Annotated in this window: 17 protein-coding genes and 1 pseudogene; 11 read left to right on the top strand and 7 right to left on the bottom strand. The window is 44.7% G+C overall.

From position 1 onward, the window contains the following. Positions 1–1,012: pseudogene (gene ftsZ / locus ACXAFJ_RS10795) on the top strand (cell division protein FtsZ); the annotation flags it as partial. Between the two features lie 334 nt (positions 1,013–1,346). Further along, on the top strand, positions 1,347–2,264 hold the full coding sequence (gene lpxC / locus ACXAFJ_RS10790) for a UDP-3-O-acyl-N-acetylglucosamine deacetylase (protein WP_475323353.1): 918 nt from the start codon (positions 1,347–1,349) through the stop codon (positions 2,262–2,264). A gap of 92 nt (positions 2,265–2,356) precedes the next feature. Here the strand turns inward: lpxC and ACXAFJ_RS10785 are convergent, their stop codons facing one another. Beyond that, positions 2,357–2,803, bottom strand: coding sequence for a DUF721 domain-containing protein (locus ACXAFJ_RS10785; RefSeq protein WP_475323352.1), 447 nt, complete (start codon positions 2,801–2,803; stop codon positions 2,357–2,359). A gap of 365 nt (positions 2,804–3,168) precedes the next feature. On the opposite strand from ACXAFJ_RS10785, the gene secA reads away from it, so the two are divergent. The 5 genes from secA to carB all read left to right on the top strand — a co-directional run bounded on the left by secA (position 3,169) and on the right by carB (position 12,125). Continuing rightward, on the top strand, positions 3,169–5,892 hold the full coding sequence (secA, locus tag ACXAFJ_RS10780; protein ID WP_475323350.1) for a preprotein translocase subunit SecA: 2,724 nt from the start codon (positions 3,169–3,171) through the stop codon (positions 5,890–5,892). A gap of 71 nt (positions 5,893–5,963) precedes the next feature. Beyond that, positions 5,964–6,368 (top strand): 8-oxo-dGTP diphosphatase MutT, encoded by a 405-nt coding sequence (mutT, locus tag ACXAFJ_RS10775; protein ID WP_475323349.1) that lies wholly within the window; start codon positions 5,964–5,966, stop codon positions 6,366–6,368. Between the two features lie 88 nt (positions 6,369–6,456). Then, the gene (gene dapB, locus ACXAFJ_RS10770; RefSeq protein WP_475323347.1) at positions 6,457–7,266 is read left to right on the top strand and encodes a 4-hydroxy-tetrahydrodipicolinate reductase; all 810 of its coding nucleotides are present in this window, start codon (positions 6,457–6,459) and stop codon (positions 7,264–7,266) included. Between the two features lie 477 nt (positions 7,267–7,743). Next, positions 7,744–8,883 (top strand): glutamine-hydrolyzing carbamoyl-phosphate synthase small subunit, encoded by a 1,140-nt coding sequence (carA, locus tag ACXAFJ_RS10765; RefSeq protein WP_475323346.1) that lies wholly within the window; start codon positions 7,744–7,746, stop codon positions 8,881–8,883. 17 nt (positions 8,884–8,900) lie between these two features. Further along, on the top strand, positions 8,901–12,125 hold the full coding sequence (gene carB / locus ACXAFJ_RS10760) for a carbamoyl-phosphate synthase large subunit (protein WP_475323345.1): 3,225 nt from the start codon (positions 8,901–8,903) through the stop codon (positions 12,123–12,125). A 127-nt stretch (positions 12,126–12,252) separates the two neighbouring features. On the opposite strand, the gene grcA is transcribed toward carB, so the two are convergent. Continuing rightward, positions 12,253–12,630: an autonomous glycyl radical cofactor GrcA gene (gene grcA, locus ACXAFJ_RS10755; RefSeq protein WP_475323343.1), complete on the bottom strand. Its 378-nt coding sequence runs from the start codon at positions 12,628–12,630 to the stop codon at positions 12,253–12,255. Positions 12,631–13,152: 522 nt separating this feature from the next. On the opposite strand from grcA, the gene ung reads away from it, so the two are divergent. Further along, positions 13,153–13,833 carry a uracil-DNA glycosylase gene (gene ung / locus ACXAFJ_RS10750; RefSeq protein WP_475323341.1) on the top strand — a complete coding sequence of 227 codons (681 nt, stop codon included), beginning with the start codon at positions 13,153–13,155 and terminating at the stop codon, positions 13,831–13,833. A 136-nt stretch (positions 13,834–13,969) separates the two neighbouring features. Further along, positions 13,970–14,521, top strand: coding sequence for a hemerythrin domain-containing protein (locus tag ACXAFJ_RS10745; RefSeq protein ID WP_475323340.1), 552 nt, complete (start codon positions 13,970–13,972; stop codon positions 14,519–14,521). Positions 14,522–14,593: 72 nt separating this feature from the next. Here the strand turns inward: ACXAFJ_RS10745 and ACXAFJ_RS10740 are convergent, their stop codons facing one another. Beyond that, positions 14,594–14,776, bottom strand: a complete 183-nt coding sequence (locus ACXAFJ_RS10740; RefSeq protein WP_475323338.1) for a DUF3545 family protein — start codon at positions 14,774–14,776, stop codon at positions 14,594–14,596. Positions 14,777–15,064: 288 nt separating this feature from the next. Between ACXAFJ_RS10740 and ACXAFJ_RS10735 the strand changes: the two genes are divergently transcribed. Together ACXAFJ_RS10735 and yaaA are read left to right on the top strand one after the other, a co-directional pair. Next, positions 15,065–16,534, top strand: a complete 1,470-nt coding sequence (locus ACXAFJ_RS10735) for an alanine/glycine:cation symporter family protein (protein ID WP_475323337.1) — start codon at positions 15,065–15,067, stop codon at positions 16,532–16,534. A gap of 381 nt (positions 16,535–16,915) precedes the next feature. Beyond that, complete coding sequence (gene yaaA, locus ACXAFJ_RS10730) at positions 16,916–17,689, top strand: peroxide stress protein YaaA (RefSeq protein ID WP_475323336.1); 774 nt, start codon at positions 16,916–16,918, stop codon at positions 17,687–17,689. Positions 17,690–17,817: 128 nt separating this feature from the next. Here the strand turns inward: yaaA and ACXAFJ_RS10725 are convergent, their stop codons facing one another. From ACXAFJ_RS10725 to ACXAFJ_RS10710, 4 genes are all read right to left on the bottom strand, one after another. Next, a complete protein-coding gene (locus ACXAFJ_RS10725; RefSeq protein WP_475323334.1) occupies positions 17,818–18,783 on the bottom strand; it encodes an ABC transporter permease in 966 nt (321 codons plus the stop codon). Between the two features lie 2 nt (positions 18,784–18,785). Continuing rightward, the gene (locus tag ACXAFJ_RS10720) at positions 18,786–19,907 is read right to left on the bottom strand and encodes an ABC transporter permease (RefSeq protein ID WP_475323333.1); all 1,122 of its coding nucleotides are present in this window, start codon (positions 19,905–19,907) and stop codon (positions 18,786–18,788) included. Beyond that, positions 19,904–21,469, bottom strand: a complete 1,566-nt coding sequence (locus tag ACXAFJ_RS10715; protein ID WP_475323332.1) for an ABC transporter ATP-binding protein — start codon at positions 21,467–21,469, stop codon at positions 19,904–19,906. The genes ACXAFJ_RS10720 and ACXAFJ_RS10715 overlap by 4 nt, the downstream gene beginning before the upstream one ends. A 146-nt stretch (positions 21,470–21,615) precedes the next feature. Next, entirely contained in the window at positions 21,616–22,611 is a 996-nt protein-coding gene (locus tag ACXAFJ_RS10710; RefSeq protein ID WP_475323330.1) for a BMP family lipoprotein, read from the bottom strand. Positions 22,612–22,937 lie beyond the last annotated feature (326 nt).

Here is a 22,937-nt window from a genome sequence, read left to right as displayed (position 1 = left end):
ATGTTTGAACCGATGATGGAAATGTCGGACGACGCAGTCATTAAAGTCGTAGGTGTTGGTGGTGGTGGCGGTAATGCCGTCGAGCACATGGTGCGCGAATCCATCGAAGGCGTTGAGTTTATTAGCGTTAATACAGATGCCCAAGCGCTGCGCAAAACCAATGTTGGCAATGTTATTCAAATTGGTGGCGACATTACAAAAGGTCTAGGTGCGGGAGCCAACCCTCAAGTCGGTCGTGATTCTGCGCTTGAAGATAGAGAAAGAATTAAAGAAACGCTTACTGGCGCCGATATGGTGTTTATAGCAGCTGGTATGGGCGGTGGTACAGGAACTGGTGCAGCTCCTGTTATCGCAGAAGTTGCTAAAGAATTAGGTATTTTGACCGTCGCGGTCGTGACCAAACCTTTTAGCTTTGAAGGAAAGAAACGTTTGGCGTTTGCTGAACAGGGCATCGAAGAGTTATCTAAACACGTTGACTCATTGATCACTATTCCTAACGAGAAGCTTTTGAAAGTGTTGGGTCGAGGCATCACTTTGTTGGAAGCGTTTGCAAGTGCCAACGATGTTTTGAAAAACGCGGTTCAGGGTATTGCTGAGCTGATTACCCGACCAGGTATGATTAACGTCGACTTTGCCGATGTGCGTACTGTGATGTCAGAAATGGGTCATGCCATGATGGGTAGCGGCATTGCCAAAGGTGAAGACAGAGCGGAAGAAGCGGCAGAAATGGCGATTTCAAGCCCGCTACTGGAAGATATCGACCTTGCTGGTGCTCGCGGCGTACTTGTGAACATTACCGCTGGTCTTGATATGCGCTTAGATGAGTTTGAGGTTGTTGGTAACACAGTGAAAGCATTTGCCTCTGACAACGCAACTGTTGTAATTGGTACTTCACTTGACCCAGACATGGCTGACGAAATTCGCGTAACGGTTGTTGCAACAGGCATCGGTAACGAGAAAAAGCCGGATATTACCTTGGTACCAGGTGGCAAGGTCACTGCAGTCAATCAGCCGGCAACACAAACGACCGCTGCGCCAAAAAAACAACACGATGTAGCGGCACATAATTTGCAGGCAAATACTCAACAAGGGCTGCAAACAGACAAACCGGCACCAGTGCAGAAGCCAATTGCTCCTAGTACTAGCGCTAGTCAAGCAGCTCAAGCTGAAGAAGTGAATGAAAAGCCAAGTCAAGAAGAGGGTGGTTATTTAGATATCCCCGCTTTCTTGAGACGTCAGGCTGATTAAATTATCAACAAAATTTGACCAAGTTCAAATTTGTGATAGGATTCACAGCCAATTTCGCCATTGGCCGCGGATTGTACTAGATAGACTGAGGCAAGTAGATGATCAGACAACGTACTTTAAAAGAGATAGTGAAAACGACTGGTGTAGGTTTACACTCAGGTCGTAAAGTCACTTTGACTCTGCGTCCGGCTGCGGCAAACACAGGTATTATCTACCGTCGTACTGATGTCAATCCACCTGTTGACTTCCCCGCTGACCCAAAATCAGTCAAAGATACGATGCTTTGCACTGCTTTGGTGAATGAAGAGGGCGTTCGGATCTCAACTGTTGAGCACCTGAACGCTGCTTTGGCAGGTGTCGGTATCGATAACGCCGTGATAGAAGTTGATGCGCCTGAAATTCCAATTATGGATGGAAGCGCGAGTCCATTTGTTTATTTGCTACAGCAAGCGGGTATTGAAGAGCAAAACGTTGCCAAGCGTTTTATTCGTATCACCAAACCTGTACGCGTAGAAGATGGCGACAAATGGGCAGAGTTGGTGCCATACAATGGCTTCCGTATGGACTTTGCTATCGACTTTGACCACCCGGCGATTGATTCAGAGCAGCAGCACTTGATGTTTGATTTCTCGTCGAAGAGTTTTGTCAAAGATGTATCCCGCGCAAGAACGTTTGGTTTCATGAAGGATATTGAATACCTTCAATCGCGTAACCTATGTCTGGGTGGTAGCTTTGATTGTGCGATTGTCTTAGACGACTACCGTATCTTGAACGAAGAAGGTCTTCGCTTTGATAACGAATTTGTTGTTCACAAAGTGCTCGATGCGATTGGTGACTTGTACATGTGTGGCCATCCTATTCTTGGCGAATTACGCGCTTACAAATCGGGCCACGGTCTGAACAACCAGTTGCTGAGAGCGGTACTTGCAGAAGAAAGCGCTTGGGAATGGGTAACATTCGAGCAAGAAGCTGACGTTCCTGTGGTATTTGCTGAACCAAATGGAGTTCTTGCCTAACCGAATTCACTCGAATAGATTTTTGAAAGCCAAGCGAAAGCTTGGCTTTCTTGTTTTTGGCTTTTAAGTAACCAGTTCACAACAGGGGCTTATTACTTACTCAGCTTAGCAATGCGCTCTAATCGAGCTTTAATCTTAGGCGGTGCAGATTGCGCGACAGACTCCAAATACATGGCGGCTTGATCAGAAATTGGTGTTCTCTTCGGTGCCTCTTCTTGTGTGATTGAATCAGAAACATAAAGGCTTGGGTTCACTTTAAACTCTATGCTACTCATTCCCGCATAACCATTGCGTCGAAAATGGTTTAACAAATCCAACTTCTGGTAATTGAGCTTCATAGCCCAAGAAGCACTCGCGACCTCAACAATGAGTAAGCCAGATTGCCAGTTTCCAGCGCGGCAATATTTTGCAGCCTGGTTAGGTAGAATCTTCTGAAGTTGCCGATTTAACTCTATTAAAGCACCTGCCCTTTCTTGTATCTCCGCCAAACGAGTTCGGCTGAGTACATCAGGTGCAAGCGTTGGTCTGTGATCGCGCATAACTAAAACCAATTTTGAGTATTGTAACCAGTGTATTGCAAATAACGCTGCGCTTGAAGTTCTAAGCGTTTTAACTCGATGGTTTGTTATGAAAGCGATTAAAAAAACAACGCTTGCGGATGGTTAATGCCTTGATTACTGATAAAAGTCACGCGAATGTCAAACTAATCAACTTGTTGTTGGTCGTTGTCACGAAAATTCCTTAAACTAGCGTGCATTGTTTCCGAATGGCTTGAATTCTTGCCCTGACGCCCATATGTCTGGGAGACATGATTTAACTCAGTATTCTTAGTTGCAAACTGATAGAGACTGATGGCCATTGATACGATCGTCGACGATCGAAGTAAAGAGAGATTCACAAGCACATGATAACTAAGCTACTGACAAAGGTAATTGGCAGTCGCAACGATCGAACCTTGCGCCGCCTTAGAAAAATCGTCAAAGAAATTAATAATTATGAACCGGCTTTTGAAGCTCTGTCTGATGAAGAACTAAAAGCAAAGACTGTAGAGTTCCGCCAAAGATTAGAAAGCGGTGAGCAGCTAGACAATCTGTTGCCAGAAGCATTTGCAACTGTTCGCGAAGCCTCAAAACGCGTATTTGGTATGCGTCACTTTGACGTTCAGCTTATCGGCGGTATGGTGCTTAACAACGGTCAAATCGCAGAGATGCGTACAGGTGAAGGTAAGACGTTAACGGCGACTTTGGCTGCATACTTAAATGCGCTGCCGGGGAAAGGCGTTCACATTGTTACGGTGAACGACTATCTTGCTCGTCGTGATGCAGAAACCAACCGACCATTATTTGAATTTTTGGGTATGACGGTTGGCGTCAATGTGCCAAACATGCCACCGCCAGAAAAACGCGAAGCTTACCTTTGCGACATTCTATACGGAACCAATAACGAATTTGGCTTTGATTACTTGCGCGATAACATGGCGTTCCGAAAAGAAGATAGAGTTCAACGAGCTCGATTCTTTGCTGTGGTCGATGAAGTCGACTCGATCCTAATCGATGAAGCGCGTACACCGTTGATTATCTCTGGTCCAACCGAAGACAGTTCAGAGCTTTACACCAAGATTAATACTCTGATTCCAAATTTGGAAAAGCAAGAAGAAGAAGATTCTGAAGAGTATCGCGGTGATGGCCATTACACGGTAGACGAGAAATCGAAACAAGTCTTTTTGACGGAAACCGGCCAAGAGTTTGTTGAAGAGTTAATGGTTAAAAACGGATTGATGGAAGAAGGGGATACTCTGTATTCACCGGCGAATATCAGCCTTTTACACCATGTGAATGCCGCCCTTCGTGCGCACGTTTTATTTGAAGTTAACGTTGACTATATCGTGAGTGAACAAGGCGAAATCGTCATTGTTGATGAACACACTGGTCGTACAATGCCAGGCCGTCGTTGGTCAGAAGGTTTGCACCAAGCGGTGGAAGCCAAAGAAGGCGTCCAAATTCAAAACGAAAACCAAACGCTCGCATCGATTACTTTCCAGAACTTCTTCCGCCTGTATGAAAAACTGTCCGGCATGACAGGTACAGCAGATACGGAAGCTTTCGAATTCCAGTCTATTTATGGTTTAGAAACCGTTGTAATTCCGACCAATAAACCAATGATTCGTGATGACATGCCTGATGTCGTGTATCGAACCGAGGCGGACAAGTTTGCAGCGATTATCGAAGATATCAACGAACGAGTAGCTAAAGGGCAACCTATTCTTGTTGGTACTGTGTCGATTGAAAAATCGGAATTGCTTTCAAATGCACTTAAGAAGAAGAAAGTTAAACACAACGTACTTAACGCTAAGTTCCACGAAAAAGAAGCGGAAATCGTAGCAAGTGCGGGTATGCCAGGCTCAGTAACCATTGCAACTAACATGGCTGGTCGTGGTACCGATATCGTGCTCGGTGGTAGTTGGCAAGCAAAAGTGGATGCACTTAAAGATCCGACTGAAGAACAGATTGAAGCCATCAAAGCAGAGTGGAAACCGATTCACGATCAGGTTCTTGAAGCTGGTGGTTTGCACATTATAGGTACTGAGCGACATGAGTCTCGCCGAATTGATAACCAGCTACGTGGACGTTCTGGACGTCAAGGTGACGCTGGTTCATCGCGTTTCTATCTATCAATGGAAGACTCTTTGCTTCGTATCTTTACCTCTGAGCGTATGGCCAGCCTAATCCAAAGTGGTATGGATGAAGGTGAAGCTATTGAAAGTAAGATGCTTTCACGTTCAATTGAAAAAGCACAACGTAAAGTCGAAGGTCGCAACTTTGATATTCGTAAGCAGTTGCTGGAATACGATGATGTTGCCAATGACCAACGTAAAGTCGTCTATGAACTTCGTGATGAGTTGATGGAAACTGATGATATCAGTGAAATGATTGAACAGAACCGCAACGATGTTTTGGAAGGGGTCATCAATGAGTACATTCCACCTCAATCACTTGAAGAAATGTGGGATGTTAATAGCCTTGAAGAGCGTCTAAAGGCTGACTTCGATCTTACCTTGCCAATTCAACAGTGGCTTGATGAAGACGATAAACTATACGAAGAAGCACTTCGTGAGAAAATTATCGCTTCTGCTGTTGAAGTTTATAAGCAGAAAGAAGAAGTGGTTGGCGAACAGGTTCTGCGTAACTTTGAAAAATCCGTCATGCTGCAAACTCTGGATACATTGTGGAAAGAGCACCTTTCAGCAATGGATCACTTGCGTCAAGGTATCCACTTGCGTGGTTACGCACAGAAAAACCCAAAACAGGAATACAAGCGCGAGTCGTTTGAATTGTTTGAAGGCCTACTAGAATCGTTGAAGTTCGACGTGATTTCTGTGCTGTCAAAAGTTCGTGTTCAACAGCAAGAAGAAGTTGAAAAAATGGAAGCGCAACGCAGAGCACAGGCAGAAGCTGCCGCTAAGCGTGCGCAAGCTCAACATGCTTCAGCAGAAAATCAGCTAGCAGATGATGAGTCTGAAGCGGGTGCTCAAACTTTTGTAAGAGAAGATCGCAAAGTGGGTCGTAATGAGCCATGCCCTTGTGGTAGCGGTAAAAAATATAAGCAGTGCCACGGCAAAATTGCTTAGACTACCCTTAAATTGACCAGAGCCGCTGTTATGCGGCTCTTTTTTTAATGAATAATTGAAATACAGAAACAATGAAGCGAATCCATATCGTTGCGGGCGTCATTTACAACGCCGACCAAGACCAAATTTTTATCACTAAGCGTCCTGATGACAAACACAAAGGTGGTTTTTGGGAGTTTCCAGGCGGAAAAGTTGAGTCTGGTGAGAGTATAGAAGCTGCCTTACAACGCGAGTTAAACGAGGAGCTAGGTATAGTCGTAACAAAATCTGGCGTATTTGAGCACTTAGATTTTGATTACGTCGATAAGTCGCTCACCTTTGATTTTATGTTGGTTACCGAGTTTGAAGGCCAACCATTTGGACGCGAAGGTCAGCAGGGACAGTGGGTCGAAATAAGTAATATTGCTAACTATGATTTCCCTGAAGCAAATCGCAGTATCGTTCAACGAGTCGTAGATCGTTATCAACAGCAATAAATCGTTGGTTTCAACCCTCAGAACTGATAGTTTATTTCGTTATCTAAGCGCGCAGCGGAACGCGTAAGTCAAATGGAGTATTAAAGCAATGGTTAGAATTGCAGTTGCCGGTGTTGCAGGACGAATGGGACGCAACTTAGTTAAAGCCACCTTATTGAACTCAGAAGCCGAATTCAGTACTGGTTCTGAACGCCCAGAGTCTTCCTTAGTTGGTGTAGATATTGGTGAGCTATGTAATGAAGGCAAGTTGCAAGTGGCGGTTGTAGATGATCTAGAAAAACAAATTGCTGACTTCGACGTGGTGATCGATTTCACCGCACCAGCTAGCACTTTAGCTAACTTAGCGCTATGTCAAAAACACGGTAAGAAGATTGTCATCGGCACGACAGGATTCACCGATGAAGAACGTGCTCAAATCGATGAGTTCGCAAAGCAAATTCCAGTTATTATGGCGCCTAACTACAGTGTTGGCGTTAACCTAGTCTTCAAGCTATTGGAAAAAGCGGCTCAGGTGATGGGCGATTACTGCGATATTGAAGTGGTCGAGGCTCACCACCGTCATAAAGTGGATGCGCCTTCCGGTACAGCGATTGGTATGGGTGAAGCGATTGCCGAGGCGATGGGCAATAAGCTCAATGACGTTGCTGTTTATGCACGTGAAGGCATTACAGGTGAACGTACTCGTGATGAAATTGGTTTTGCAACGATTCGAGCGGGTGACATTATTGGTGAACATACTGCTATGTTTGCCGATATTGGGGAGCGAGTGGAAATTACCCATAAAGCGACCGATCGTATGACCTTTGCCAACGGGGCCGTCAAAGCTGCCGTTTGGTTGAACCAAAAAGAGGCTGGTTTCTATACCATGACCGATGTGTTGGGTCTCAATGAAATGTAATTGACTAAAAGCGCTGGTTTTACCGGCGCTTTTTTTTATTTGTACAATACTGATTTGAGCTTAACCTGTTCAATCGGTTGGAGTTTTGGGAATAGAGCTCAACTATTGAGGTTTTGGTGGGTTATTGAGGTGAGAGTGTCAAAAATTGGCTTTTTCTCCTATTTGGTAACGATTACTTGAGCCTGGAGAATGGAGTGAATTAGTTTTTGTATTAAAATTAACCATAATTGTTTTTAATTTTAATATTTGTCGTTTTTTGAACAGCTAAACATGTGGTTTTGGAGCTTTGCGCTGTCTTTTTTTGAAAGTTGCTAAAAAATTAGGTTTATTTGTTGGTGCTTTGTTGACACTTGTCACACTCATCATTAGAATACCGCCAATTTGTCTAAAATCTTATAAAGCGAATAGTTTTGCTTTAAAATATGACAAAAACGCAGTTTTATCTAAAATTTACGCATATTTATTCTGGAGGTCGTCTTGAGTAAGTCAGCACTGCTAGTCCTAGAAGATGGGACAGTGTTCCGCGGAGAATCAATTGGTGCCGATGGCATTTCCGTTGGAGAAGTCGTTTTTAATACCTCGATGACGGGGTACCAAGAAATCCTCACTGATCCCTCCTATTCACAGCAAATTGTAACTCTCACTTATCCTCACATTGGCAACACCGGAACCACCTCCGAAGACGAAGAATCTACAGCGATTCATGCACAAGGCCTTGTGATTCGCGACCTTCCCCTTATCGCTTCCAATTTCCGTAATCAACAATCTCTATCTGATTACTTAAAATCTCAAAACATTGTTGGAATTGCCGAAATTGATACGCGTAAGTTAACCCGCTTACTGCGTGAAAAAGGTGCACAAAATGGATGCATCGTTGCGGGTGACAACCTAGACGAAGCACTAGCGCTTGCTAAAGCGAAAGAGTTTCCAGGTTTGAAAGGTATGGACCTCGCAAAGGTAGTTTCTACTAAAGAAAACTACGAGTGGAAACAAGGTTCATGGACGTTGACAGGCGGATTGCCCGAAGCGAAAGCTGACAGTGAATTACCATACCACGTAGTTGCCTACGATTTTGGTGCGAAACGCAACATTCTGCGCATGTTGGTTGACCGTGGCTGTCGTTTGACTGTTGTGCCTGCGCAAACTCCAGCTGAAGATGTGCTAGCTTTAAATCCAGACGGCGTATTCTTGTCAAATGGACCGGGTGATCCAGAACCATGTGATTACGCTATCGAAGCGACTAAGGTGTTCCTAGAAAAAGGTTTGCCAATTTTTGGTATCTGTTTGGGGCACCAAATTCTCGCGCTAGCGTCCGGTGCAAAGACTGTAAAAATGAAGTTTGGTCACCACGGTGCTAACCACCCAGTGAAAGACCTTGACCGTAATGTAGTGATGATCACTTCTCAGAACCACGGTTTTGCAGCAGATGAAGAGAGCCTTCCTGAAAACCTACGTGCAACTCACGTATCGCTTTTTGATGGTTCATTGCAAGGCATTCATCGCACAGATAAGCCAGCATTTAGTTTCCAAGGTCACCCAGAAGCCAGCCCAGGTCCACACGATGCGGCACCGCTTTTTGACCACTTTATTGAATTGATTGAACAACACCGCGCGTAATTTCGGAGTCGTAGATAATGCCAAAACGTACTGATATTGAAAGTATTCTGATTCTAGGTGCAGGTCCGATTGTTATCGGTCAAGCGTGTGAGTTTGACTACTCAGGCGCGCAAGCTTGTAAAGCACTTCGCGAAGAAGGTTACCGAGTTATTCTGGTTAACTCTAACCCAGCCACCATCATGACCGACCCAGACATGGCCGATGCAACTTACATTGAGCCAATTCAGTGGGAAGTGGTTCGTAAGATCATCGAAAAAGAGCGCCCAGATGCGGTTCTACCAACAATGGGTGGTCAAACGGCACTTAACTGTGCACTTGATTTAGAAAAGCATGGTGTTCTAGAAGAATTTGGTGTCGAAATGATCGGCGCGACTGCCGATGCTATCGACAAAGCGGAAGACCGTTCTCGCTTTGATAAAGCGATGAAATCAATTGGCCTTGAGTGTCCTCGCGCTGATACCGCTAAAACTATGGAAGAAGCCTACAAAGTTCTCGATATGGTTGGCTTCCCATGTATCATCCGCCCTTCATTTACCATGGGTGGTACTGGTGGTGGTATCGCTTATAACAAAGAAGAGTTCGAAGAAATTTGTCGCCGTGGTTTAGACTTATCTCCAACCAACGAGCTACTTATCGACGAATCTTTGATTGGTTGGAAAGAGTACGAAATGGAAGTCGTTCGCGACAAAGCGGACAACTGCATCATCGTATGTTCAATCGAAAACTTTGACCCAATGGGTGTACATACTGGTGACTCAATCACTGTGGCTCCAGCTCAAACGCTAACAGACAAAGAATACCAGTTGATGCGTAACGCATCGCTAGCGGTTCTTCGTGAAATCGGTGTAGAAACAGGTGGTTCAAACGTTCAGTTTGGTATCAACCCGAAAGATGGCCGTATGGTTATCATCGAGATGAACCCACGTGTATCTCGCTCTTCTGCTCTCGCCTCTAAAGCAACGGGTTTCCCAATCGCTAAGATTGCGGCAAAACTGGCAGTTGGCTTCACATTAGATGAGCTTCAAAATGACATTACTGGTGGTGCGACTCCAGCATCATTTGAACCGACCATCGATTATGTTGTAACCAAGATTCCTCGTTTTAACTTCGAGAAATTTGCAGGTGCAAACGATCGTCTAACCACACAGATGAAGTCGGTTGGTGAGGTAATGGCCATTGGTCGTAACCAACAAGAATCACTACAAAAAGCACTACGCGGTCTTGAAGTCGGTGCAACTGGCTTTGATGAGATGGTCGACCTAGATTCACCAGACGCGTTATCAACCATCCGTCATGAGCTTAAAGAAGCAGGTGCTGAGCGTATTTGGTACGTTGCAGATGCTTTCCGTGCAGGCCTATCGGTAGACGGCGTATTTAACCTAACGGCAATTGACCGTTGGTTCCTAGTTCAGATTGAAGAGCTGGTTCGACTAGAAGAAGAAGTGAAAGCAGGCGGCTTTGCAGGCTTGAACGCTGATGTTCTTCGCAAGATGAAGCGTAAAGGTTTCTCTGATGCTCGCCTATCTAAGTTGCTTGGTGTAGCCGAAAGCGAAATTCGCCGAGTGCGCGACCAACACGATATTCACCCTGTCTACAAGCGCGTTGATACGTGTGCAGCTGAGTTTTCTTCTGATACCGCTTACATGTACTCTTCATACGATGAGGAATGTGAGTCAAACCCATCAGACAAAGACAAGATCATGGTACTTGGTGGCGGTCCTAACCGAATTGGTCAAGGTATCGAGTTTGATTACTGTTGTGTTCACGCTTCTCTTGCGTTGCGTGAAGACGGTTACGAAACCATCATGGTTAACTGTAACCCAGAAACAGTATCGACGGACTATGACACGTCTGACCGTTTGTACTTTGAGCCAGTGACACTGGAAGATGTACTCGCGATTGCTCGCGTTGAAAAGCCGAAAGGCGTTATCGTACAGTACGGTGGCCAAACGCCACTTAAACTGGCTAGAGCGCTAGAAGCAGCTGGTGTACCGATTATTGGTACTAGCCCAGATGCGATTGACCGTGCAGAAGACCGTGAGCGTTTCCAAGCTGCAGTAGAACGCTTAGGCTTGCTACAACCAGAAAACGCAACCGTAACGACGATTGAGCAAGCGGTAGAGAAATCAAAAGAAATTGGTTTCCCACTGGTTGTTCGCCCATCTTATGTATTGGGTGGCCGTGCGATGGAAATTGTTTACGACGAGCAAGATCTACGTCGTTACTTTAACGAAGCAGTGAGTGTTTCAAACGAGTCACCAGTACTTCTTGACCACTTCCTTGATGACGCGACGGAAGTTGATATCGACGCTATCTGTGATGGAGAGCGCGTTGTTATTGGCGGCATTATGGAGCACATTGAGCAAGCGGGTGTTCACTCAGGTGACTCAGCATGTTCATTGCCGGCTTACACGTTAAGCGCAGAAATCCAAGATAAAATGCGTGAGCAAGTAGAAAAGCTGGCCTTTGAGCTGGGTGTACGTGGTCTAATGAATACGCAGTTTGCGGTTAAAGACAACGAAGTGTACTTGATTGAAGTTAATCCACGTGCTGCGCGTACCGTACCATTTGTTTCAAAAGCAACGGGCGCACCTCTAGCGAAAATCGCCGCTCGAGTTATGGCGGGGCAATCTTTAGAGTCGCAAGGCTTCACTAAAGAAATCATTCCACCATACTACTCTGTAAAAGAAGTAGTACTGCCGTTTAACAAGTTCCCAGGTGTAGACCCACTATTGGGCCCTGAGATGCGTTCAACGGGTGAAGTGATGGGTGTTGGTGCGACATTTGCTGAAGCTTACGCTAAAGCAGAGTTGGGTTGTGGTAACGTTTATCCTGAAGGTGGTCGTGCACTGCTTTCTGTTCGTGAAGGTGATAAGAAGCGCGTAGTTGACTTGGCATCTAAGTTAATCAAGCTAGGCTACCAATTAGACGCCACTCACGGCACTGCAGTTACACTGGGTGAAGCTGGTATTAACCCGCGTTTGGTAAACAAGGTACACGAAGGTCGTCCTCATATTCTTGACCGTATCAAGAATAATGAATACACCTACATCGTAAACACGGCTTCTGGTCGTCAAGCGATTGAAGATTCTCGTGTATTACGTCGTGGCGCACTTGCTGAGAAAGTGAATTACACCACAACGTTAAACGCAGGTTTTGCAACTTGTATGGGACATACCGCTGATGCCAAAGCGTCGGTTACCTCGGTACAAGAGCTACACGCAAAGATCACTAACGCTTAATTTTAGATAAGCGAAATCTACTAAAAAGCCCGCTCAAAGCGGGCTTTTTTTTCGTTCTAATCTTTATCTTGATTTCAAGAGGCAAAAAAGCGCCGTTAGGCGCTTGAACGTGTGGAGACGAACTCTTTTACAGTGTTTCGGTAAAGGTACGAGCAATAACGTCGCGTTGTTGCTCTGTAGTTAGCGAGTTAAAACGAACAGCATAGCCTGAAACACGGATAGTCAACTGAGGGTATTTCTCAGGGTTTTCAACGGCATCTTCCAACGTTTCACGCTTAAGAACATTAACATTTAAGTGTTGGCCACCTTCAATTTTTGGTGCGGTTTCAACTTTTACTTCTTGAGCTTGGTATTCACCAAGATCACTAACTGGCAATACGTCATCAGCCTTGAAACCTTGATTGGCAGCAATACAACGTGCCTGTTCTGTATCAGTGTCGATTAGCCAAATCGAATTGATAAGGTTGTCGTTGGCGGCTTGAGTAATTTGAATTCCTTGTAGCATGACAAAACTCCGAAATGGTTGAATGTGTTAAAAGAACCTTTATCTCCTTAGAATTTATAGTGATTTGTTGGCTTATGCCACTAATATTTTTGTGGTTTATTGCTCGTTTTTTGTGTAATTAGGGTGTAAATCTTTGAAATATATAAATCAAAAATATTTTAAAAATATTAAAATATTTTTAGTTGCACGAAATGTATGTTGTACATGAATGGGGTTTTTGCGCTTTTTCTCAAAATTTGTAGATCTTTGGCATTATTTTTTCATGATCAACCTTGTCATGGTGACACAACGATGAATTTGGAGGTTGTTATGCCAGCAAATACCAATACACGTACACCAAAACGCACACCGGTACCCAATCGTCATATCACAGGACCTGGGCATCACCGTACACCGCAAACAAGATAGAAAGTTTTGTTTCTCCAATCTGCTTTGGGCACAATAAGCTCGACTTCAGCACATTATTGAAAAAACTCATTTTTTGAGTCTATTTGTGTGTGCTCACTAATTGGAGAAACAAAGGTGTCGACAGATCTCACTTGGCAAGACGTTATAGGGCCAGAGAAGGCCCAGCCATATTTTCAAGAAACGTTATCTTTTTTAGATAATGAAAGATCCAACGGTAAGGTCATTTATCCACCTAAGGAGCAAGTGTTTAGTGCATTTGAACACACCGCTTTTTCGGATGTGAAAGTCGTCATTTTGGGGCAAGATCCTTATCATGGTGCAGGGCAAGCTCATGGTTTGTGTTTTTCAGTTCTGCCGGGCATCAAAGTACCGCCCTCGTTGGTCAATATGTACAAAGAGTTAGCTCAGGATATTGAAGGTTTTTCGATTCCAAATCATGGATATCTGCTTCCATGGGCTGAGCAGGGGGTACTTATGCTGAATACGGTACTCACCGTAGAGGAAGGAAAAGCACATTCTCACGCAAAATCGACTGGCTGGGAGTTGTTTACTGACCGAGTGATTGATGCAATTAATCAGCACCACAATCAAGTTGTGTTTTTGCTTTGGGGCGCTCACGCACAGAAAAAAGGCAAACATATTGATAGAGAAAAACACTGCGTGCTAACTGCACCACATCCATCCCCTTTGTCAGCCCATCGTGGCTTTTTTGGTAGTCGTCCATTTTCACAAGCGAATCAGTATTTGGTGAATCAAGGCCGAACACCGATTGATTGGCATTTACCTAACAAGTAATAACACTCTAGTTGGATTATCTGATCTAATACTCTCATTAAGACAAAAATAACTGTCTATTTTTCGACCAAAATCAATTTGGCCGCGATTTTGGTCTAGTACACTTTATGTACAGGATGAAAATGGAGACAGTGTCATGATGATTGAACGCATAAGGCGCGAACACAGCTATATGGTGCGTATGCTTGTGGTATTACGCCAAAAACTGCTAGCTCTCAAGGAAGAAAAAGACGTCAACTATGAAGTAATTCGCGAAGTGGTTGATTACCTATCCAATCACTCAGAGCGAGTCCATCACCCAAAAGAAGATATTCTTTACCGCTACTATATCGAGCACTATCCAGATCATGAAACCATGGAAAACCTCGAACATGAACATACCCAGCTAGCGAATAAAACCAGCGAGTTTTTGATTACGTTAGAAATGATCTTGGCCGATGCAGTGGTACCGCATGAAGTGTTTGTGGAGCAATTAGAAGATTTTATTCGAATTCAAAAACAGCATTTGGATGTAGAAGAAAAGAACGTATTACCCAAGATTCAACAAACGTTCACAGATAAAGACTGGCTTGAAGTGGAAAATCGATGGCAAGAAAACGAAGACGATCCCGTGTTCGGAGACACTATTGCTGAGCAGTATCAACAGATTGCAACTAGAGTGAAACAAACCGCTGAAGAGTGTATTTAGAAAGAGTGTTTAATTCTGATTACAAAACAGGGTGCTCACTGCACCCTGTATAAATACCTTAATTAATTTGAGCTAGAGGTCGAGGTCATCGAGGTTGTCTAGCCCGATGTCCATGTCCATCAATTCTTTTTGTAAGCGCTGACGATCTTTGATCGCTTCAATTTCTCTCCATTTACGCTTGACCGGTTTGGCTCTAGCGGCACGGGTTCTGGGCATGTTCATGTCCATAGAGTCTTCAAAGTTTATGCCTTCCATAACTGACCTCTCTTCTCATGTACCTGATGGATAAATACCATCAGTAGCCAAGGCTAACTTTGATTTATTTCTCATTTGTTACGCATCGATGAAGCTTTTTATGTAGAAGTGAATCCAAGTTCACAAAATAGAACCGAGCAGCAACAAATTGGCCTAAAAATAGACGTGTGTAGATGAATAAATGGTCGTTGGTTGATTTATCTGGTTTGGCGCGGCATTATCGGCAGCTGTTTTTACACGCTGATCGTGACAGGGACGTGATCATCAGCCAATATTAAAGAGGCTGAGATGACAGATATTATTAATCTTCTCAATGATTTATTGTGGGGTTCAATACTGGTTTACCTGTTAGTAGGTGTTGGTATTTATTTCACTGTCCGCCTGGGATTTATTCAGTTCCGTCACTTTTCTCACATGTTCGCGATTTTGCGCAAGAGCCGCGCTTCTGACCAATCTGGTATTTCTTCTTTTCAAGCTCTTTGTACAGGCCTAGCCGCTCGAGTTGGAACCGGGAATATGGCTGGTGTTGCTGTTGCCTTGACTGCCGGTGGGCCAGGTGCAATCTTCTGGATGTGGTTGATTGCAATGCTGGGCATGGCAACCTCATTTGCCGAAAGCACGTTAGCCCAGCTTTATAAAACCAAAGATGACAATGGAAACTACCGAGGTGGTCCGGCCTATTATATGGAACGTGGGCTGGGCATGCGCTGGATGGGCATCATTTTTTCAATTCTGTTGATTATAGCATTTGGGTTAGTGTTCAACGCCGTTCAGTCGAATTCTATCGCCAGTGCTATGCACACCGCCTTTGGTTTCTCTAAGCAACAGGTCGGCGTTTTAATTGTATTGCTGTCTGCATTTGTGATTTTTGGTGGGTTGAAGCGCGTCGCTAAAACCGCTGAACTGATTGTACCTGTGATGGCCATTGCTTATTTGCTATTGGCGGTATTCGTCACCTTGCTGAATATCGACAAAGTTGGCGATGTGCTGATATTGATTGTTAAAACCGCTTTTGGCCTACAAGAAGCCGCAGCGGGTGGTGTAGGCTATGCCATTGCACAAGCTATGATTAATGGCATCAAACGCGGACTATTCTCTAATGAAGCTGGGATGGGATCGGCCCCAAATGTGGCAGCCTCGGCCACGCCATACCCTCCACACCCAGTATCTCAGGGTTATGTGCAAATGCTCGGCGTGTTTGTCGACACCATAGTGATATGCAGTGCAACCGTGGCAATTGTGTTGCTATCAGGAGAATACGTACCTAATAGCCAGCTGACCGGGATTGAACTGACTCAATCAGCGGTTGTGGCTCAAGTTGGAGAGTGGGGTGGCGTATTTATTGCGATTGCCATTTTGCTGTTTGCTTTCACGTCAATCATTGCCAATTATTCTTACGCTGAAACGAATTTGATTTTCCTAAAGCGAAAAAATAAACCTCTTTTGTTCTTGTTCAGATGTTTGGTACTGATGATGGTGATGTTTGGTTCGCTCGCTTCTTTACCAGTCGTGTGGTCACTTGCTGACATTTCGATGGGTTTGATGGCTATCGTCAATCTAGTTGCTATTTTGCTGTTATCTGGCGTGGTGGTGAAACTAGCCAAAGATTATCAAGCACAACTTGATGCGGGCAAGATACCGACCTTTAATGCCGAGCAGTATCCTGAACTTAAATCTCAATTGGAACCAGAAGTTTGGTCGCAAGAGATTGTGGAACCAGAAAAGGAAAAGGTCGATTTTACCTTTGCTAAGCGGTAACTCTTCTTTGCTTCATTAGGTATTAGTTATCGTACTAATAGATTAAGCCATGCAGACACTGTATTGCTTTTTTTGTACTCTGTATACCCAAGTGACCTCAAGATACAGGAATCAGAGCTTCATATTCTGGTTCAGTTCAAGGAAGAGAACACAGCGGGATGACAGGTCCTTTCCAAGTTCTTTGACGAAGAAATGGGACAGAATATGAGCTCCCAAGGGCGAGTTTAACTGACCTTCATACTGTGTTATCGATTCTCGATGTAGAATGACTATAGCTTCAAATCGATGCCTAGTCTGAAGGCCAGTTAACTCTCGCTGAGCCTCGCATCTTGAGGTTACTTGGGTATAATCTCGAAAATCGATAACTAGAAAGGTAATGTCATGCTGATTGTGGTTTCTCCTGCCAAAACGCTCGATTATGAATCGCCACTGGCGACGCAAAACTTCACCCAACCGACTATGATTGCTCACTCTAAAGAGCTGATCGAAGAATGTCGTAAACTCACACCAGCTGACATTGCTAAGTTAATGAAGGTGAGCGATAAAATCGCAGCGCTGAACGTCGCGCGTTTTGAAGAGTGGCAAGAAACTTTCACCACCGAGAATGCTCGTCAGGCCATTTTGGCGTTTAAAGGCGATGTTTACACTGGGCTTGAAGCTGAGACATTTTCAGAACAAGACTTCGAGTATGCGCAGTCACATTTACGCATGCTATCTGGCTTGTATGGTTTGTTGCGTCCACTTGATTTGATGCAGCCTTATCGACTAGAGATGGGAACCAAGTTAGCCAACCCGAGAGGCACCAATCTATACCAATTCTGGGGTGAGCATATTACCCACGCGCTAAATCAAGCGATTGAAGAGCAAGGCGATAACGTCTTAATTAATCTGGCCAGTAACGAGTACTTTAAAGCAGTTAAACCTAAGTCTCTTGATGCACAAGTTATCACGCCAATTTTTAAAGACTGCAAAAACGGCCAATACAAAGTGATTAGCTTTTATGCGAAAAAGGCACGCGGCATGATGGCGCGTTACATTATTCAAAATAAAGTCAAATCGGTGAGTGAGTTGACCAACTTTGATGTTGCCGGTTACTACTTCGATGAAGCCGAATCGACGCAGACAGATTTAGTCTTTAAGCGCGAAGAGCAGTAATCACACTGTTTTTAAGCGGTGCTCTGCAAAGGGTGCTCTGTAAAAGTAAGAAAAAGAAATCAAACAGCAAAAATGCCACCTTTTAGGTGGCATTTTTAATTTATGCGCTTCCTTAGCTTCTGAGTAATTTACTCACGCTCTTTGACATAAGGCACACCAATCGCTTTTGGTGCCACCGCTTTACCGATGAATCCTGCCAGAAGGAATACTGTTAGCACATACGGTAGGGCATCAATTGCTTGAGTTGGAATTGGGAAATCGCCAATGGTCACACCTTGCAAACGGATTGCCAGAGCATCTAAGAAGCCAAACAGCAGACACGCACCTAGCGCAGTGAATGGACGCCACTTACCAAAGATCAGAGCTGCAAGCGCCATATAGCCTTTGCCTGCACTCATGTTTGGAATGAACTGAGCTGTTTGTGCCACTGAAAGGTAAACGCCACCGATACCAACGAGTACGCCACACACCAAAACCGCAAGGTAGCGCATTTTCTCAACAGAGATACCCGCTGAATCAACAGCAGCTGGAGATTCACCTACGGCACGCAAACGCAAACCGAAGCGGGTTCTAAACAATAGATACCATGAGGCCGGCACAATGAACGCCACCATATAAACAATGATGGAGTGACCGCTGATTAGCTCTGAATACAGCAGGCCAAGTACAGGTACATCCTGCAGTGCTTCCGCTCCCGGAAGGTTAATCGGGGCAAAACGCGCATCACCAGACAGACTCGGGGTTTGACCACCCTGCTGGAACCAGTGGCGGCCAAGGGTGATGGTAAGTCCAGTTGCTAGTACGGTAATTGCCATACCACTTACAACCTGATCGCCGCGGTGCGTAATAGTTGCAAAGCCATGTAGCAAAGAAAGTAACACAGAGACCAGAATACCAGCAGATAAACCAAGCCATGCGGAGCCAGTGGCGTGAGCCGTCGCTGCACCAGCAAATGCCGCTGCCAATAATTTACCTTCTAGTGCGATGTTTACAATACCGGCACGTTCACAAAACATGCCTGCCAATGCGGCCAAAATAAGTGGAGTCGCTACGCGAAATGTCGCGTCGAGCATCAAGATTATAGTTTCAAACATGATTATGCTCCTTGAACTTCGCTGTTAGATTTTGACTTAACAAAGGCTAGGTAAGCTTTTTCTAGTCGTGGTCGGAACATATGTTCTAGTGCGCCACAGAATAGAATTACGAGACCTTGTAAGACGACGATGATGTTACGGTCAACACCATATTCAAAGCTGAGCTCGGCACCTCCCTGATACAAGAAACCAAACAGTAAACTTGCCAAAAGAACGCCAATTGGATGATTACGTCCCATAAGGGCAACAGCAATACCAGTGAAACCAAAACCTTCTACAAAGTTCAACTTCACCTGATGCAATTCACCTTGAAGAACGTTGAGACCAAAGAAGCCTGCCAACATGCCAGAAACTAGCATCGAGACTACGATGATCTTGGTGTACTTGATACCCGCGTACTGTGCAGCTGACGGAGTAGAGCCTACTGCACGTATTTCATAGCCCCATTTGGTGTGCCAAATTAACAGCCACACAAACACACAGCACAGCAATGCAAAAATGAAGCTAATGTTTAGTGGGCTAGACGCCATTTCAATGCCAAACACACCTAGAACATCATGCATTTTTGGTAACCAGCTACTGGCAGCAAAAACGCGGCTTTCCGCTGCCATGGTTCCTTCTGGCTTCAAGATATCGACCAACAAATAGGCCATCAAAGAAGCGGCAATGAAGTTAAACATGATGGTGGTGATAACCACGTGTGAACCACGCTTCGCTTGCAAGTAAGCAGGAATAAATGCCCAAGCGGCACCAAATAGACCACCAGCGATCACCGAAACTGGGAAGACCACATACCAAGGTGCGTATTCGCCTAAGGTAAGACAGACGATTCCAATCCCTAGTCCGCCAATATAAGCTTGGCCTTCACCACCGATGTTAAATAGACCGGCTTTAAACGCTACTGCAACGGCAAGACCAGTAAAAATAAAGCCTGTCGCGTAATAGAGGGTGTAACCAAAACCTTCAGCATAGCCAAATGCACCCGTCCACATGACTTTAGCGGCGTCGACAGGACTAATGCCGATATACATAAACAGCAATGCTGAAACTAAAAACGCCACCATGACGTTTATTGCTGGTAGCAAGGCTACCGTGACCCAAGCCGGGACCTTTGGTTGACTCATTGTTGCGCTCCTTGGCTAGGGTTTTTGAGATGATCTGGCATGATGTTGGCCATCATAAGGCCTAAGGTTTTTTCATCAGCATCTTTGATGCTGACTTCACCTACAATGCTGCCGTCAAATACCACGATAATGCGGTCAGATAATGCAAGGATTTCGTCCAGTTCAACCGAGACAAGCAGTACGGCTTTGTCTGCATCACGAGCCGCCACGACTTGTTGGTGAATGTACTCAATAGCACCGATATCCACACCACGTGTCGGCTGACCGACTAGCAAAACATCTGGGTCTTGTTCCATTTCTCGTGCGATAACCAGCTTTTGTTGGTTACCACCAGAGAAGTTGGCGGTTTTCAAATTTGGGTTGTTAGGGCGAACATCCCACTTATCCATACTCGCCTGACAGGCGCTTTCTATCGCCTGTTTGTTTTGTAGCAGACCGCTGTTGTATTCAGGCAAATTGTGGAAGCCTAAGATATAAGCTTCTTTGGCCTCAAACTTGTTGATCAAACCCTGTTTGTGGCGATCTTCTGGAATGTGGCCCACACCAATTTGGCGAACTTGCGCAGGGTCTAGGTGGCGTTCAGAGTCAATAGCATGGCCGTTGAGTTCAATTTGGCCCGACGATGGCGTGAGGATGCCAGCCAATAAACTTAAGATTTCCGATTGACCATTACCAGATACTCCGGCAATACCAAGTACTTCACCTTTTTTTACTTCAAAGTTGACGCTTTTCACGCGCTCAACACCTGATGAATCAATAAAGCTAAGGTCGTTTACTTTGATTAATGCTTCTTTTGGCGACGCTTCTTGTTTGTCAATTTTCAGGCGAACTTTACGACCAACCATTAGCTCCGCCAACTGTTCTTTGTTGGTTTCCGCAGTAACAACATCAGCCACCATAGCGCCCTGGCGCATCACAGAAACATTATCCGTAATGGCGAGTACTTCACGCAGTTTGTGCGTGATGATCATGACCGTTGTACCTTGTGCGCGCAGTTTGTCCAAGATACGGAATAAATGGTCCGCTTCTTGTGGAGTTAACACACCGGTTGGTTCGTCAAGAATAAGGATGTTTGCGCCACGGTAGAGGGCTTTTAGGATCTCAACACGCTGTTGAAGACCAACTGGAAGATCACCCACAATTTCGTCTAGTGGGACTTCTAGACCGTAGTCATTGGCGATTTTTTCAAGTTTGGCACGAGCCGTACTTATTGTTTCACCCAGTTTCCAACCTTCTTCTGCGCCAAGAATAATGTTCTCTAGAACGGTAAAGGTTTCCACTAGCATGAAATGCTGGTGGACCATGCCGATACCGGCTGCGATGGCTTCTTGAGAATTGGCTGGCTTATAAGGTTGACCATCAACCCACATGTCTCCCGCATCAGCGTGATAGAAACCGTAGATGATGCTCATCAAAGTGGATTTGCCTGCGCCATTCTCACCGATGATGCCGTGTATTGTGCCCTTTGGAACTTTCAAATCGATGTAGCGGTTGGCATGTACAGCACCAAACCGTTTGTCGATCTGCTTAAGTTCTATGGCGAGTTGTTGTGTCGTCGTCACGATAACTGCCTTTATTTAAAAAATAACAAAACTTGACCGCAGTATAGTATGCAGCCAAAACAAGAGATGAGAGGTTGTTAACTTACTGGCTTAACAGCTGTTTACCAATGTCACATTCTGTTAAGCCAGTGGAAGAGATAACTTAATTAAAAGTTACAAGTGTTGTTAGACATGTAGTCATGGACTTGGATTTTGCCCGAGATGATGTCTGCTTCAAGAGTTTTTAGGTAAGCTTTTACGTCTGCAGGAACTAGGTCTTTGTTGTGCTCATCGTAAGCCCACTCAACCGCGCCCTCAGCAAGACCTAGTGCTTGAATACCAGGTTCCCAAGTACCGTTTGCTGCCGCATCCCAAGTGTTGTATGCCGCAACACCTACTTTCTTAACCATAGACGTTAGCATAGTGCCTGGTTGTAGGTGGTTTTGGTTTGAGTCAACACCAATTGCGAAGTGACCAGCATCTTTTGCTGCTTGGTAAACACCAAGACCAGTACCACCTGCTGCAGCGTAGATTACGTCAACGCCTTTAGAGAACTGAGACTTAGCAAGCTCAGAACCTTTTGCTGGGTCATTAAATGCTGCTGGAGTAGAACCAGTCATGTTTTGGAATGTTTCTACATCGCTGCTTGCGTGCTTAGCACCTTGACGGTAACCACACTCAAATTTACGAATTAGAGGAATGTCCATACCACCAACGAAACCAACTTTGTTAGTTTCAGAAACTTTTGCTGCCAATGCACCTACTAGGAATGAACCTTCGTGCTCTTTAAATACGATTGACTGTACGTTTGGCAAATCAACAACCATGTCGATGATTGTGAATTTTACGTCTGGGAACTCTTTCGCTACTTTTTCAACAGCAGAAGCCATGTTGAAGCCTACTGCAACGATAGGAGAGTGACCACGGCTCGCTAGACGACGTAGGCCTTGCTCACGCTGTGCTTCGTTTTGAGGTTCAAATTCGCGAACCGTTACGTCTTTGTCTGCGTTAAACTTCTTAACACCATTTTGGAATACAGCTTCGTTGAATGACTTGTCAAACTTACCTGCTGTGTCGTAGATAACTGCTGGCGTAGCTGCAAACGCACCAAACGACGTTACCGCTGCCGCAATTGCGGTTATTTTTAGAAGTTGTTTTTTCACGTTAAGTTCCCTTAATAGTTCATTTCGAAATGGACGAATCCAAAGCTTGGAAAAATGACAACGCCAGTGTCATAAGCATGGATATGCTTAATATACATAGAGTTGAAGCGTCAAACTGAGACCACGCAAGCTTTCGTCGTATTTTATCGTTTGCGGTGACTAAATAGAATCATGTTTTTGTCAGTAAGCGTGATCTATGTCTTGCGCAAACGTTAACGTGCATATTTTATTGCTTCAAAATGTGATGGTTGTGGTTGTATTGGTCGAAATTTCGCTCTATGCATTGACATCATTCACGGATTTTATGGTTAAAAATGTGAAGTGAC

It is taken from the genome of Vibrio sp. ABH4_348, from assembly GCF_056159765.1.
This window is presented reverse-complemented; position numbering and strand designations above follow the sequence as displayed.